14 protein-coding genes are annotated in these 12,889 nt (G+C 71.5%); 4 read left to right on the top strand and 10 right to left on the bottom strand.

From position 1 onward, the window contains the following. Positions 1-9 precede the first annotated feature (9 nt). A complete protein-coding gene (locus AMIS_RS16125) occupies positions 10-537 on the bottom strand; it encodes an LURP-one-related/scramblase family protein (RefSeq protein ID WP_014443396.1) in 528 nt (175 codons plus the stop codon). Positions 538-868: 331 nt separating this feature from the next. Here AMIS_RS16125 and AMIS_RS16120 point away from each other — a divergent pair, with 331 nt between their 5' ends. Beyond that, a complete protein-coding gene (locus tag AMIS_RS16120) occupies positions 869-1,612 on the top strand; it encodes an SDR family NAD(P)-dependent oxidoreductase (protein ID WP_014443395.1) in 744 nt (247 codons plus the stop codon). A 48-nt stretch (positions 1,613-1,660) separates the two neighbouring features. On the opposite strand, the gene AMIS_RS16115 is transcribed toward AMIS_RS16120, so the two are convergent. The 3 genes from AMIS_RS16115 to AMIS_RS16105 form a co-directional block, all read right to left on the bottom strand. Further along, a complete protein-coding gene (locus AMIS_RS16115; protein ID WP_014443394.1) occupies positions 1,661-2,269 on the bottom strand; it encodes a hypothetical protein in 609 nt (202 codons plus the stop codon). A gap of 107 nt (positions 2,270-2,376) precedes the next feature. Further along, positions 2,377-3,615, bottom strand: coding sequence for a YncE family protein (locus AMIS_RS16110; RefSeq protein WP_014443393.1), 1,239 nt, complete (start codon positions 3,613-3,615; stop codon positions 2,377-2,379). A gap of 205 nt (positions 3,616-3,820) precedes the next feature. Beyond that, positions 3,821-4,654 carry a class I SAM-dependent methyltransferase gene (locus tag AMIS_RS16105; protein ID WP_014443392.1) on the bottom strand — a complete coding sequence of 278 codons (834 nt, stop codon included), beginning with the start codon at positions 4,652-4,654 and terminating at the stop codon, positions 3,821-3,823. A gap of 54 nt (positions 4,655-4,708) precedes the next feature. Here AMIS_RS16105 and AMIS_RS16100 point away from each other — a divergent pair, with 54 nt between their 5' ends. Together AMIS_RS16100 and AMIS_RS16095 are read left to right on the top strand one after the other, a co-directional pair. Next, positions 4,709-5,332 carry a PadR family transcriptional regulator gene (locus AMIS_RS16100; RefSeq protein ID WP_014443391.1) on the top strand — a complete coding sequence of 208 codons (624 nt, stop codon included), beginning with the start codon at positions 4,709-4,711 and terminating at the stop codon, positions 5,330-5,332. 98 nt (positions 5,333-5,430) lie between these two features. Beyond that, a complete protein-coding gene (locus tag AMIS_RS16095) occupies positions 5,431-7,002 on the top strand; it encodes an FG-GAP repeat domain-containing protein (protein WP_014443390.1) in 1,572 nt (523 codons plus the stop codon). Positions 7,003-7,077: 75 nt separating this feature from the next. Here the strand turns inward: AMIS_RS16095 and AMIS_RS16090 are convergent, their stop codons facing one another. The 5 genes from AMIS_RS16090 to AMIS_RS16070 all read right to left on the bottom strand — a co-directional run bounded on the left by AMIS_RS16090 (position 7,078) and on the right by AMIS_RS16070 (position 11,702). Next, positions 7,078-7,668: a GTP-binding protein gene (locus AMIS_RS16090; RefSeq protein ID WP_041829821.1), complete on the bottom strand. Its 591-nt coding sequence runs from the start codon at positions 7,666-7,668 to the stop codon at positions 7,078-7,080. Beyond that, a complete protein-coding gene (locus AMIS_RS16085) occupies positions 7,652-7,996 on the bottom strand; it encodes a DUF742 domain-containing protein (RefSeq protein WP_014443388.1) in 345 nt (114 codons plus the stop codon). Before AMIS_RS16085 ends, AMIS_RS16090 begins: the two co-directional genes overlap by 17 nt. A gap of 11 nt (positions 7,997-8,007) precedes the next feature. Further along, a complete protein-coding gene (locus AMIS_RS16080; protein ID WP_014443387.1) occupies positions 8,008-8,436 on the bottom strand; it encodes a roadblock/LC7 domain-containing protein in 429 nt (142 codons plus the stop codon). 53 nt (positions 8,437-8,489) lie between these two features. After that, positions 8,490-10,892: a sensor histidine kinase gene (locus AMIS_RS16075; protein WP_014443386.1), complete on the bottom strand. Its 2,403-nt coding sequence runs from the start codon at positions 10,890-10,892 to the stop codon at positions 8,490-8,492. Between the two features lie 225 nt (positions 10,893-11,117). Then, positions 11,118-11,702 (bottom strand): hypothetical protein, encoded by a 585-nt coding sequence (locus AMIS_RS16070; RefSeq protein WP_157434888.1) that lies wholly within the window; start codon positions 11,700-11,702, stop codon positions 11,118-11,120. Positions 11,703-11,794: 92 nt separating this feature from the next. Between AMIS_RS16070 and AMIS_RS16065 the strand changes: the two genes are divergently transcribed. Continuing rightward, complete coding sequence (locus AMIS_RS16065; RefSeq protein WP_041830927.1) at positions 11,795-12,472, top strand: helix-turn-helix domain-containing protein; 678 nt, start codon at positions 11,795-11,797, stop codon at positions 12,470-12,472. On the opposite strand, the gene AMIS_RS16060 is transcribed toward AMIS_RS16065, so the two are convergent. Continuing rightward, positions 12,461-12,856 (bottom strand): VOC family protein, encoded by a 396-nt coding sequence (locus AMIS_RS16060; protein ID WP_014443383.1) that lies wholly within the window; start codon positions 12,854-12,856, stop codon positions 12,461-12,463. The genes AMIS_RS16065 and AMIS_RS16060 overlap by 12 nt on opposite strands. Positions 12,857-12,889: the final 33 nt, after the last annotated feature.

The raw sequence follows: 12,889 nt of genomic DNA, 5'->3' as shown, positions 1-12,889 counted from the left end.
GCGCCCCGGTCAGTCGTCCTTACCGGGCTCGCGGTCCTTCGCCTCGCGGTCCAGCGCCAGGTCGAGCGCCAGCACGCTGCCGATGATCAGCAGCGGGTCGACGCCGTCGGCGACCTTCACCGCGTACGTGTCACGGATGGTCAGCCACCGCTTCGACACCGACGCGACCTCGTCACCGGCCTGCTCGATCACGTACTCGTGGTCGAGCAGGTCACCCTTCATCTCCAGGTCTTCCGGCCCGGGGACGTCGATGGTGAACTTGTCACGGAACGGGGTGAACAGCTTCTTGCGTACCTCGGCGGCCTTCTCCCCACCGATCCGGATCTCGTAGGTCGGCCGCAGCGCGATCAGATGGCGGTGCACGGAGGCGACCTCGTCCCCCGCCGCGTCCTCGATGACGACCCGGCCCCGGACACTGAACACCTTGCCGTCGACGTGGTAGACCTTGTCGCCGTGCTCGTCCAGCACGTCGAAGTCATCCCCGATGGCGAAGAACCGCTCCTTGATCACAAACATAAGGCCATTCTGCACCTTCATCGCCGCCGCAGCGGCTTGTCGGGCGCTACGCCGGGTCGCCACCGGGCGTGACGTCCGAGAGGGAGGCGAGCAGGTCGGCCGAGGCGTAACCAGGGGTTGTTCTCGTGTGCGCGAGCGCAGCATCCCGGAGCATCCACGCCGTGCGGTGCGCGAGCCGCGCCTCCGGTGGCCTCGCCGCCGGGCGAGATGATCGTCCAGCGGCCGGAAAGTGCCGTGATCGTAGGCTGGTCACCGCGAATTCCCGACGCTGGACGATCCACGGCGCCGACGCGAGGAACGCCGGGTCCGATTGTCGCCAGACGGCAGTGGGTGGGCGGACGACAGTGGAGGCATGACGAACGATCTTGACGGCAAGGTGGCATTGGTGATCGGTGGGAGCCGGGGGATCGGCGCCGGCGTGGCGGCGCGGCTGGCCGGGGACGGCGCTGATGTGGCGCTGACCTTTCAGCACCGCGACGATCAGGCCGCGCTCGTGGTGAAGCAGATCGAGGGCCTCGGCCGCCGCGGCCTGGCGCTGCGGGTGGACAGCGCCGACCCGGACGCGGTGACGGCCGCGGTCGACCGGGTGGTGGACCGGTTCGGGCGGCTGGACATCCTGGTCAACAACGCGGCGGTGTTCTTCGTCGCGCCGGTGGAGGAGCTCGGGCGGGAGGAGTTCGATCGCATGGTCGCGGTCAACGTGCGGGCGCCGTTCCTCGCGTCGAAGGCAGCGGCCGGGCACATGGGTGACGGCGGGCGGATCGTCACGATCGGGAGCAACATGGTGGAACGCACGGTGTTCCCGGGCTTCTCGCTGTACTCGATGAGCAAGACCGCCCTGGTGGGACTGACCAAGGGCCTCAGCCGGGACCTCGGCCCGCGCGGCATCACCGTCAATCTGGTCAACCCCGGGCCGATCGACACCGACATGAACCCGGCCGACGGCCCGTCCGCCGACACGATCACCGGCTTCACCGCGCTGGGCCGCTACGGGACGCCGGCCGAGATCGCGACGGCGGTGGCCTACCTCGCGGGTGACGGCGCCCGGTACGTCACCGGCGCGGTGATCAACGTGGACGGCGGTTTCACCGTCTGATCGACTCCGCCCCGGATTCCCGTGGCGGGAGTCCGGGGCGGCGCCGGGTCAGATCAGGTCGAGCTTCATCGTGTTGTTCGGGCCGGACAGCAGCAGCGTCAGCAGCGGCGTGAGCAGCCCGCATCCGGTGAAGGGCGGGATCGTGTACGTGCCCTCCATCGTGATCGGCTTGAACAGTTCGACCGGGCTGGTGTTGTTCAGGGTCAGCGTGGACGGCCGGACGGTGCGGCAACCCTTCTTCACCAGGTTCAGCTTCGGCAGGGCGTCCTTGTGCACGTTGGTGACCTGGAGCGTGAACTTCGACGTCGTCGACAGCTTCGACGCGCCGAGGTCGATGGTGCCGCTCAGGTCGCCGACCGGCACGATCTTCACGGTCGAGGTGACGCCGATCAGGTTGGCCAGTTTGAGCTTCGCGGTGAGGTCGGACAGGTTGACGCTGCCGGTCACCGTCTTGGTGTCCAGGTCGATCATGGTCTTCACGGACGACGTCGGGACGGTGACGTCGACGTTCGGCTTGGCGAGATGGGTCGTACCGGTGACGTTGTTGAAGTCGATCGACATCGGCGCTGCCTGTGCGGGAGCGGCGGCCGTGATCGCGGCGGCGGCCCCGAGCAGGGTCGCCGTGGCGAGCACGGCAGCGCGGCGAAGGTAACCCACGGTTCCTCCATAGTGGTGGTGGCTCTCATGGACGGGAGTTCGCGGACCTGAGGTTACTCGGCGGTAAGTATTAATGGAAGCCGGTCTATCCCTCACTTACCGGCCGGCTACGGGGCGGTCCATCCGGACGGGATCTGACCGATGCGTACCCGCTGCGGATGGTCCCCGACGCCGACCGAGGCGACCGCGCGGCCGGTGGCGAAGCTGATCGCGGTGACCTTGTCGGCGCCCGCCTCGGAGATGACGCAGTCACGGCCGTCCGCGCTGACCGTCGCCCAGTACGGCTTGATCGCGGTGACCAGCGGACCGGGGTTCAGCGTGGCCCGGTCGACCACCGTCACGTAGTCGTCCATGGTCCCGGCGACACAGAGCTTGGCGCCGTCCCGGCTGATCGACAGGCCGTGGTGGCGGGAGTCGTTCACCCACGTGGTCCGGTCCGGATCGGTGGCCGGGTTCTGGGGCATGTCCCGTACCCGCAAGATCTTGTCGGTTGTCACGTCGTACTCGATGAGGCCGGCGAAGAACGAGACCTGGAAGTACAGCTTGGACTCGTCGGGTGAGAAGACCGCGGGACGGACCGCGTCGGACAGGTCGCGGCGGCCGAAGGCGTCCAGCCGCTGCCGCATGTCGACGGTCTTGACCACGGAGAACGTGCTGGTGTCGGCGATCGTGATCTTCCGGTCGCCCTTGGTGAAGTCCAGCCAGGGCGCGTCCAGGGCGGTGTTGACCTCGCCGATCGAGGAGTTCCACAGGTACCGGCCGCCATCGGTGTAGATGTTCTCGTGCGGCTTGTCGCCGGTGGCGAACGAGCCGACCTGCCGGCCGGTGACGATGTCCAGCACGTGCACGGTGTTGCCGGTGGAGGCGGAGACCGCGACCGTGCGGCCGTCCGGGGAGACCGCCATGTGGTCGGAACGGAAGCCGCTCACCGGGAACCGCCAGCGCAGCGCCCCGGTCGCCAGGTCGATCGCGACCACGTCGGCGAAGCTGGGCCGGGAGACGACGAGGGCGTCGCCGGCAGGCGTGGTGTACATGTCGTCGACGAGCTGGTCGTGCCCCTCGCCGGGCCCCTGCTGGACGCCGAGGTAGAAGGCCAGTTTGATCGGGTTGAGGTAGATCTCGGTGAGCCTCTGCGCCCGGTCCGGGATCACCGAGAGGCGGCCGATGCGGCTGTAGCCGCCGCTGGGCTCGATGACGTCGACCGTGCCGTCCCAATTGTTGCCCACGAACATGACCTGACGCAGGGCGGGCGCGGCAGCGGCCGCCGGGACGGTGGCGGCGCCGGCCGCGAGCAGGCCGACCAGGGCCGCCGCGGCCAGGCGTTTCAGGGGTACGAGCGGAACCATGTCGTGACTCCCGTCAATGTATGTGGTGTTACCGAGCAGTAACGCCCATGAAACAAGAGGGCGGCTCACATTGATAGATGTCGTAATGCTCGGCCGGTGATTGCGCCGCCGCGAACCACGGCACCACGTCCGCCGGGGCTCAGCGGCGCCACGAACGACTCCGTGGCCCGCCCGACCCAAGCAACAGATCTCTCCTTGACGAGTGTCAGGCGGCCTGGGCGGTGATCAGCCAGGCGGATGATCCGAAACAGACGCCGGCCGGGGTCGCGTGCTCGACGAGCACGCGCCGCAACTCCTCCGCCGAGGCGGCTCGCTGCTCCTCGTCCTGCCCCTGCAGCATCCAGCTGAGCAGCCCGAGCAGGAACGCGTGCGCCTCCCCCACCGTCCGGCCGTACACCATCGGCTCGCTGACCGCGGTGAGCTTGACACCGGCGAAACCGGTCTCGCCGAGCAGCGCACGCACCTCGTCCGGGTCGCTGAGCGAGAACGGGCCCGGCCCGGCCGGCGCCACCGCGGGCAGCTCACGCCCGGTGAGCGCCCGCGCGAACTCGTTGATCCACTCCTGCTTTTCCGGCTGCTGCCAGGTCAGCAGCGTCATCCGCCCGCCGGGCGCGAGAGTGCGGCGCAGATGGGCGAAGGCGGCCTTCGGCCCTTCGAAAAACATCGATCCGGTACGGCTGATGAGCACATCGAAGGACTCGGGGCGGAACGGGTACGCCTGCGCGTCGGCCCGCACGAAGCCGATGTTCTCCAGTCCGGCCCGGCCGGCGAGCCCGCGTGCCACGTCGATCATCGCGGAGGACAGGTCGACCCCGAGCGCGTGCCCGGCCGGCGCGGCGGCGGCCGCGGCGCGTGTCGTGACGCCGGTGCCGCACCCCACGTCGAGCACCCGGTGGCCGGGCTGGATCGCGGCCGCGGCGAGGAAGGCCGGCTGGTAGCGGGCCAGGGATCCCTCGAAGAGCTCATGATGCCGCGCCCAGTACGCGCCCTCGTCACCGTCCCAGGCCTGCTCCTGCCGCCGGCTGATCGTGCTGGCCATGATTCTCCCCTATACTCTCATTGAGAGTATTCAGAATGGTCTCAAGGAGAGCATGTGTCAAGCACTCGCGCCACCACCACCACGTACGCCGTCCTCGGTCTGCTGGCCGTCCGGTCCTGGAGCACCTACGAGCTGACCCGGCAGGTGCAGCGCAGTCTCGGACGCATGTGGCCGCGCGCCGAGAGCCGCCTCTACGACGAGCCCAAGAAGCTGGTGGTCCTCGGCTGGGCGACGGCGACGACCGAGACCGTCGGCCGGCGGCCCCGCACCGTCTACGCGATCACCGAGGCCGGCCGCGCTGCCCTGGCCGGGTGGCTCGCCGAACCCGGTGACGGGCCGGTCCTCGAGTTCGAGCAGCTGGTCAAGCTCGCCTACGCCGATCACGGCACGCGCGACGACGCCCTGCGTACCATCGCCGCGGCCCGCGCCTGGGCCGAGCAGGCCAACGCCGGCAACCTGGCCGCCGCCCGGGAGTACGCGGCAGGCGAGGGCCCCTACCAGCACCGGGCCGCCGTTCCGATGCTCGCCGGCGCCTTCTTCACCGACTTCTATGCGATGGTCGCGCGGTGGGCCGACTGGGCATCCGCGCAGGTGGAGGCCTGGCCGGAGGACCCCGCGGACGCCGTCGCCGACGCGGGCGAACTGGAGGCGATCGCCCGAAAAGCCGATTGGAGCTGAAAAGTCTTCGTCTCATTGACCCTCCGTGCCTTCCGATCCGGGCCCGATCTGTGGCAGATTGGTCCCGCGTCGACGGTCATGGGGAGGTCCGGTACGACATGGCAGTGGGTCAGGTTCGCACTCGTGTCGTGCACCGGTTGTTGCTCACCGCGTCACTCGCCGTCGGAACGCTCGCGTCGTTCGTGCCGGTCGCCGCGCAGGCCGCCCCGCTGCCGGCGGCGGCGCCCCGGTCGATCGCCTGCATCCCGGGTGAGGCCACCGCCGCCGACCGGGCGATCGCCGACCAGTTGCGCCCTCTGATGAACGGCCGCCGCCTCGGCTCGGCCGTCAGCGGCCGCGCCATCGCCTGCGCCCGGATCATCGTGGCCCGGGTCAAGGCCCGTGACCTGCCCGAGCGCGCCGCCGTCATCGCGATGACCACGGCGATCGCGGAGAGCACCCTCAAGAACCACCGCGTCGCCCACGACCACGACAGCCTCGGCCTCTTCCAGCAGCGGCCCTCGCAGGGCTGGGGCAGCACCGCGGAGCTGACCGACCCGGCCTACGCGACGGACGCGTTTCTCAAGGCGATGATGCGCAAGTTCCCCGGCGGCGGCTGGATGACCGGCGGCATCGGCGCGATCTGCCAGCACGTGCAGACGTCGGCCTACCCGGGCGCCTATTCGCCGGAGGCGCACGACGCCGCGCTGATCGTCTCCCGCCTGTGGTCGGGCGGCTCGTCGGCCGTGACCGGTTCCGCGCCGCCGGCCGTGACCGATTCCGGGTCGCCGGCCGCCACGCCGGTCTCGCCCACCACACCGACCGCCTCGCCGACGCCGACCGGGCCGTTCCAGCGGGTCACCGCCACCGCGGAGACCGAGATCGGCACCCTGACCGGGCATCACGAGCTGCTGATGGCCGACTGGGACGGCGACTCGCACGACGATCTGATGGTCGTCAACGGCGCCGGCCTGGCCACCGGCAAGACCGAGGTCCGCATCCTGAACGGGACCCGCGACTTCACCTCCCTGTCGCTGATCACGGCGACCGCGATCGAGGCCACCGACGAGCGGCACGACTACACGGCCGCCGACTGGAACGGCGACGGCCGGCCCGACCTGGTGGCGGTGCAGAAAACCGGCACGGACAGCGGCAAGGTCGAGGTCCGGATCGCCGACGGCGACTCGTTCCGTGACCTGATCCTGGACGTCACGACGAGCCTGCCCGTCGACGACCGCGCCCAGTTCGCGATGGTGGACTGGAACGCCGACGGCCGCCTCGACCTGGTCGCGGTGCGCACGTTCGGGACGGCGAGCGGCAAGGTCGAGGTTCAGGTGCTGGACGGCGCGGCGAACCTGCAGCGCGAGTTGCTGCCGGCCATCGTCACCGCGGAGCCCGTGCAGGACGGCATGCAGGTCCAGGTCACCGACTGGAACCGCGACAAGCGGCCGGACGTCGTCCTGGTCCGCAAGCCGGCCACCGCCGAGGGCAAGACCGAGCTGCACGTGCTGGACGGCGCGGCGAAACTGAGCCGCACACTGGTGAAGGCGCGCACCCTGCTCGGGCTCGCCGACGAGCGGTATGCGGTGCTGGTCACCGACGCCAGCGGCGACAAGCGCCCCGACATGGTGGTGGTGCAGAAAACCGGCACGGCGAACGGCCGCGCCCACGTCTGGGTGCTGGGCGGCTGACAAAGGCCCGGCTGACAAAAGGGCCGGTTGACAAAAGGGCCGGTTGACAAAAGGGCCGGCCGGCGAAAGGCCGGCTCACACCCCGGCGCGTTCCAGGCGCCGGGTCAGCACCCGCTCGGTGAGCGCCACCAGGACTGCCTTCACCGACTCGCGGCGGCGGGCGTCGCACTCCAGCAGCGTGATGCCGTCCGGTACCCCGACCGCCTCCCGGACCTCGGCCAGATCGAACCGCCGGGCGCCGTCGAACGCGTTGACGCCGACGACGAACGGGATGTCGTGCTCCTCGAAGTAGTCGATCGCCGGGAAACAGTCCTCGATCCGGCGGGTGTCCACCAGCACGACGGCGCCGAGCGCCCCGGTCACCAGGTCGTCCCAGAGGAACGCGAACCGGTCCTGTCCCGGCGTGCCGAACAGATAGAGCAGCAGCGCGTCGTCCAGCGTGATCCGGCCGAAGTCCAGGGCCACCGTGGTGGTGGTCTTCCCGGCCACCGCCGACGTGTCGTCCACCCCGATCGACCGCTCGGTCATCTCCGCCTCGGTGACCAGCGGCTCGATCTCCGAGACGGCGCTGACGAACGTCGTCTTGCCGACGCCGAAGCCGCCGCTGATGACAATCTTGACGGCTACCGGCGTCAGCGCCGGCACGGTGTCAGAGCGCCCGAACACGATCCCTGATCCTCTCGATCAACGCGGTGGAGAGCTCCCCCGGCGCCTCGCCGACCACCAGGAACCCCTCGGTGATCAGGTCCGCCACGATCACCCGGACCACGCCGAGCGGCACACCGAGCGCCACCGACAGGTCCGCGACCGACCGGGGAAGCTGACAGAGCTCGACGATGCGCCGCGCCTCGAACCGCAGCGGCGCGGACAGGGCTGCGGGGGCGGCGTGCAGCTGGGTCTCCACCCGTACCCCGTCGTGCATGGGTTGGGTCCGCCCGCCGGTGAGCATGAACGGACGCACGAGAGGCTCCTCGGCGTCCCTCGGCCGGTTCATCGCGGTCGGCCTCACCGAGGCAGGTACTGCCGGGACTCGGCGATCAGCGCGGGAGTGAGCAGGTCACCGAAACGCTCGGCCAGCAGGGAGATCTCGTAACCGATCAGGCCGAGATCGCTGTCGCCGCCGGCCACCACGCCGAGGCAGCTGCCGCCCGGGATCACCGAGATCACCAGGAATCCCCGGCGCATCTCGATCATGACGAGTTTGAGGCCGTCGAAGTCGTACCGGCGGGACGCGGTCCGCGCCAGGCTCGCCATGCTGGACACGATCGCGGCCAGCTGGTCGGCGTCGGACCGGGTCAGGCCGTCCGAGCCGGCGATCAGCAGGCCGTCCGACGACACGGCCACGGCGTCGCGGACTCCGTCCGTCTGGTGCACGAAGTTGCCCAGCATCCAGTTGAACTGGTGCCGGTCGGCGGCGGGCGCGTCCACGCTCATGCGGGTACTCCTCGGGGTCGGGCGGCCGGAGCAGGTCGGGCGGCGGGAACGGGTCAGGGGCGGCGGGAACCACGGTGGATGCCGTCACGCAGGGCGGTGAGCCGATCCCGTACCGCGTGGGGTGAGTCGGTGATCAGCGCCGGGGTCTCGCCCGCGGCGGCCGGCGCGGGACCGGGGGTGACCGGCGGCCGTGCCCGCGGGATGCGTTTGCGCAGGCCGTTGGGGGTACGTGGTGGTTCGTCGCGGTGCAGCGCGTGGTGGTCCATCGCGGTGCGCGGGGCGGGAATGATCGGGGTCTCCACGGTCGCCGACGGGACTGGCTCCGACGAGACGGGCGCCGACGGGACTGGCGGCGACGAGACTGGCGGCGGGGAGACTGACGGCGGGGAGACTGACGGCGGGGAGACTGACGGCGGGGAGACTGACGGCGGGGAGAAAACCGCCGGAGCAACCGTCGGCAGCACCACGTAGTCGACCTCATCAGCGTGCGGCCGCACCCGCAGAGGACTCACCAGCGCCGGCTGCGGCGCGGGCTCAGCGGCCGGAGCAGCCGGCTCTCCCGGCGTCAGCGCCGGCGGATCCGCCAGCAGCCCGGCCGGCAGTACCACCCGGGCCGTCACCCCGATCACCGGCGACGGCGTGAGCTGCACGTCGACGTTCATCTCGGCGGCGAGCCGCCCCACCACGTAGTGCCCGAGGAATCGGGCCGGCGCGGTCAGGAAGTCACCGCCGCCGCGCAGCCGTTCATTGGCCCGGCGCAGGTCCGCGTCGGTCATCCCGACACCCTGGTCACAGATCGCGATCAGATAGCCGTCGTCGAGACGCCGTCCGTGGATCTCGACCTCCAGGTCCGGCGGGGAGAAGGTCAGGCCGTTCTCCACCAGCTCGGCGAGCATGTGCGCCAGACCGCTGGCCGCCGGGCCGTGCACCGTCGCGTCGTCCATCCGGCGCAGCACCACCCGCCGGTACTCCTCCACTTCGGAGACCGCGGAGCGGATCACGTCGGCGAGCGCGACCGGCCGGGTCCGCTGCCGCGGGCTCGCCGCGCCGACCAGCACGAGCAGGCTCTCCGCGTTACGCCGCATGCGGGTCGCCAGGTGGTCCAGCTCGAAGAGGTTCGCCAGCTCGGCCGGGTCGGACTCCTCCCGTTCCAGCTGGGTGATGAAACCGAGCTGGCGGCGCAGCAGGTTCTGGTTGCGCCGGCCCAGGTTCGCCAGTGACTCGGCGCTGCTGCGCCGCAGCGCCGCCTGCTCGGTCGCCAGGGTGTACGCCGTGGCCTGCACCCGGTCGAGCGCGTCGGCGACCCGGCGGACCTCGCCACTGGCTCCGGGCGGCACCCGTACCGGATCGGGTGGTGTGGCGTCCCCGCCGGCGACCGCGCGGCTGACCGCGGCCGGCAGCCGGTCCCCCGCCAGCCGGTGCGCCTCCTCGGAGAGGGCGGCGAGCGGCTCGGCGAGCGACCGGGTCGCCACGGTCGCGAGATAGAGCGAGCCGGCCAGGCAGAGCAGCACCACGGCGGAGAGCGCGCCGACCCGTACGGTGGCGCGTTCTCGCAGCTCCCGAGCCCGGTCCTGGGCCGCGCCGCCGATCCGCTGGGCGAGCCGGGACAGGTCGTCCAGAACGGTGGCCTGCACCGTCCACCACCGGTCGGCGTCGACCCGCAGGCGCTCGCCGCCGGTCGCCTCCAGCGCCACCTGCTCCATGGCGCGTGCCTCGGCCGCAGCCGGTGAGGCGAACAGGTCGTCCTTGGCCCGTGCCGCCTCGGCACTGGCGAACTCGTCGAACTCGCCGAGCGCGAGGTCCCGTACCGAAAGGATGGTGACGAAGTCGGCGAACCCGCCGGCTTCGAACTCGCCGGCCGCGAAGGCCACGTTGAGCACGGCGCGTTCCCGGGCGATCGCCTCGGTCGCCTGGTTGAGCATCTCCAGCGACTCCGCGCCCCGGCGCAACTGGTCGTCGGCGACCGTCTCCAGGTCCAGGAAGATGTCGCCGAGCTCCTCGATCAGCTCGGTGTAGAAGTCGAACGTCTCGTCGTCCGCGGCCGATCCCGCGTCGGCGCCGGCGCGCACGTCCCGCAGGTCGTCCAGCTGCTCGATCTGCTCGGCCGCCTGGCCGGCGAGGGGTCCGCCGCCGGCCAGCAGCGTCTCCACCTCGGCGCGGCGGGCGTCCACCCGTTCCCGGGCGACGGCGACCTCGGCCCGGAAGCGCTGCTCGCCGGCGAGCATCCCGGCGGTCACCCCGCGCTCGGTCTGCAGCTCCCGCGCGAGGCTCTGCAGGGCCAGCACGACGTCGACGCGGGTCTCGGTCTCGTTCGCCGCGCGGTACCCGGCGATCTCGCCGGCGGCGACCACGCTCAGCAGCACCAGCATGGCGACCAGCGGCGGGGCGAGGGTGCGGACGACGCGACCGCGGATCGTGCCGCCGCGTCCGGGCTTCGCACCGCTCCTGTGCCCCATACGGACGTCCCTCCGTGTGTTCGCGGCCCCGGCGTCTCGCGCACGGTGGCGGGCCGGAACAGGCCGTTCCGGCCCGCCGCACACGATCGACGCTGACCATCGCCAGGGTCAACACCACGATCGAGGGACACCGATGGGTACGGTCGGCGGCACGCCAGGTCGGACGGGGACGCACGGAACGTGGACCCCTCCAACGGGCGACCCACGAACGGATGGTCGAAGCGGTCAGCCCGCCATGCTCGGCCGGTCGGCGCCGGCCCGCTCCCGGGCGATCCGGGCGAGCCGCGCCGCGGTGCCCGGGTTGATCCGGCTGCCGCCGGCGGTGAGCAGCTTGTCCAGGTCGCGGTCGGTGGTGACCAGGCAGGTGGTGGGCAGGCCGTGCGTGCTCAGCACGCCGGCACCGGCGAACGCGAGGACCGGGGTCACCGGCACGTTGACGCCGGCCGCCTCGGAGAGCGCGGTGTTCGCCCGGCCGGCGGCACGGCGGGCCTCGGCGACGTAGGGCAGCCGCCTGCCGTTGATCTGCACCACGTCGCCGACGATCAGCACGCGGGAGAGCCCCTGATCGGCGACGGTGACCGCGTAGACCCCGGCAGGCCCGATCGCCAGGAAGCTCGCCCGGGCGCGCACCGGGTCGCTCTCGTCGTGCCGGCGTGTCAGCCCGGTCTGCGACCAGTCGACGATGTGCCAGCTCTCCCCGAGGCGGCCGAGCCGCCCGAACGCCCGAGCGCCGGCGACCTCGAGCCGGCGGTCGATGCGGTCGGCCCGGCGGCGCCGCACCCATTCCGCGGGTGACAGTCTCGTTGACATCCGACCACCGTAACGCCCATCCGCCATCGCCCGAAGGCTCTGCCGGTCGGCGCGCCCGGGACTTGTCACACCCTCGTGGCATGGTCGAGGGCGTGTATCGGGAATGGACGTCCTCGCTCCCCCATGTCGTCGCATGGAGCAGTGTCACGCCACGCGACGGTCCGGCAAGCATGCGGCCGAAACGCATCCTGCCGGACGGCTGTCTCGACCTGATCTGGCAGGACGGCACGGTCTTCGTCGCCGGGCCGGACACCACCGCGCAGGTGACCCTTCCCCCGCCCGGCAGCCGGTTCGCCGCGCTGCGGTTCGGCGCCGGCACCGGGCCGGGCGTGCTCGGCGTGCCCGGCTCCGAGTTGGTCGATCAGCGGGTGCCGCTCGACGCGTTGTGGCCGGCCGCCGCCGTGCGGGCCGTCGCCGAGGCGCCCGATCCGATCGGCGCGCTGACCGCGGCCGCGAGCCGGCGCTGGCAGGACGCGGACCGGGTGATGGTCGCCCTGGCCGGCGCCGCGCGGGCCGGGGTGCCGGTGGGCACGGTCGCCGATCGGTGCGGCCTCAGCGCCCGGCAGTTGCAACGCCGGAGCAACACCGCTTTCGGGTACGGTCCGAAGACCCTGCACCGGATCCTCCGGTTGCAGCGGGCCGTCGCGCTGGCCCGCACCGGCCGGCCGTTCGCCGCGGTCTCCGCCGACGTGGGCTACGCCGACCAGGCCCATCTCGCTCGTGAGGTGCGGGCGATGGCCGGCGTGCCGCTGCGTGAGCTAGTCCGCTGACCCGGTCCAGGCGAAGAGGTCGACCACGTTGCCGTCCGGGTCGGCGATCTGGGCGTAACGCTGCCCCCACGGGGCGTCCCACGGCTGTTTGACCGAGCGGTGACCGGCCGCGACCAGGTCGTCGTGGCAGGCGTCCACCTCGGCCGGATCGGCGCAGAGGAAGGCCCAGCCGCCGCCGGGCGGTCCCGGACTGTGGTCCGGGTCGAAGGAGCGCAGCGCGTCGTGCGTGTCCCACATGAGACGGATGCCGCCGGCGACTGTCGCCTCGACGTGCGGCTCCTTCTCCGCGCCGTCCGGGAAGGTCAGCCCGAGCCGGCGGTAGAAGGAGAGAGACGCGGCCATATCGGCCGTGGCCAGGCCGATCGCGTTGAAGGTGGGTGCCATGACGATCACGGTACGAAAGAAGCAGTGGACCGT

The organism is Actinoplanes missouriensis 431 (genome assembly GCF_000284295.1).
Lineage (GTDB): Bacteria > Actinomycetota > Actinomycetes > Mycobacteriales > Micromonosporaceae > Actinoplanes > Actinoplanes missouriensis.
This window is presented reverse-complemented; position numbering and strand designations above follow the sequence as displayed.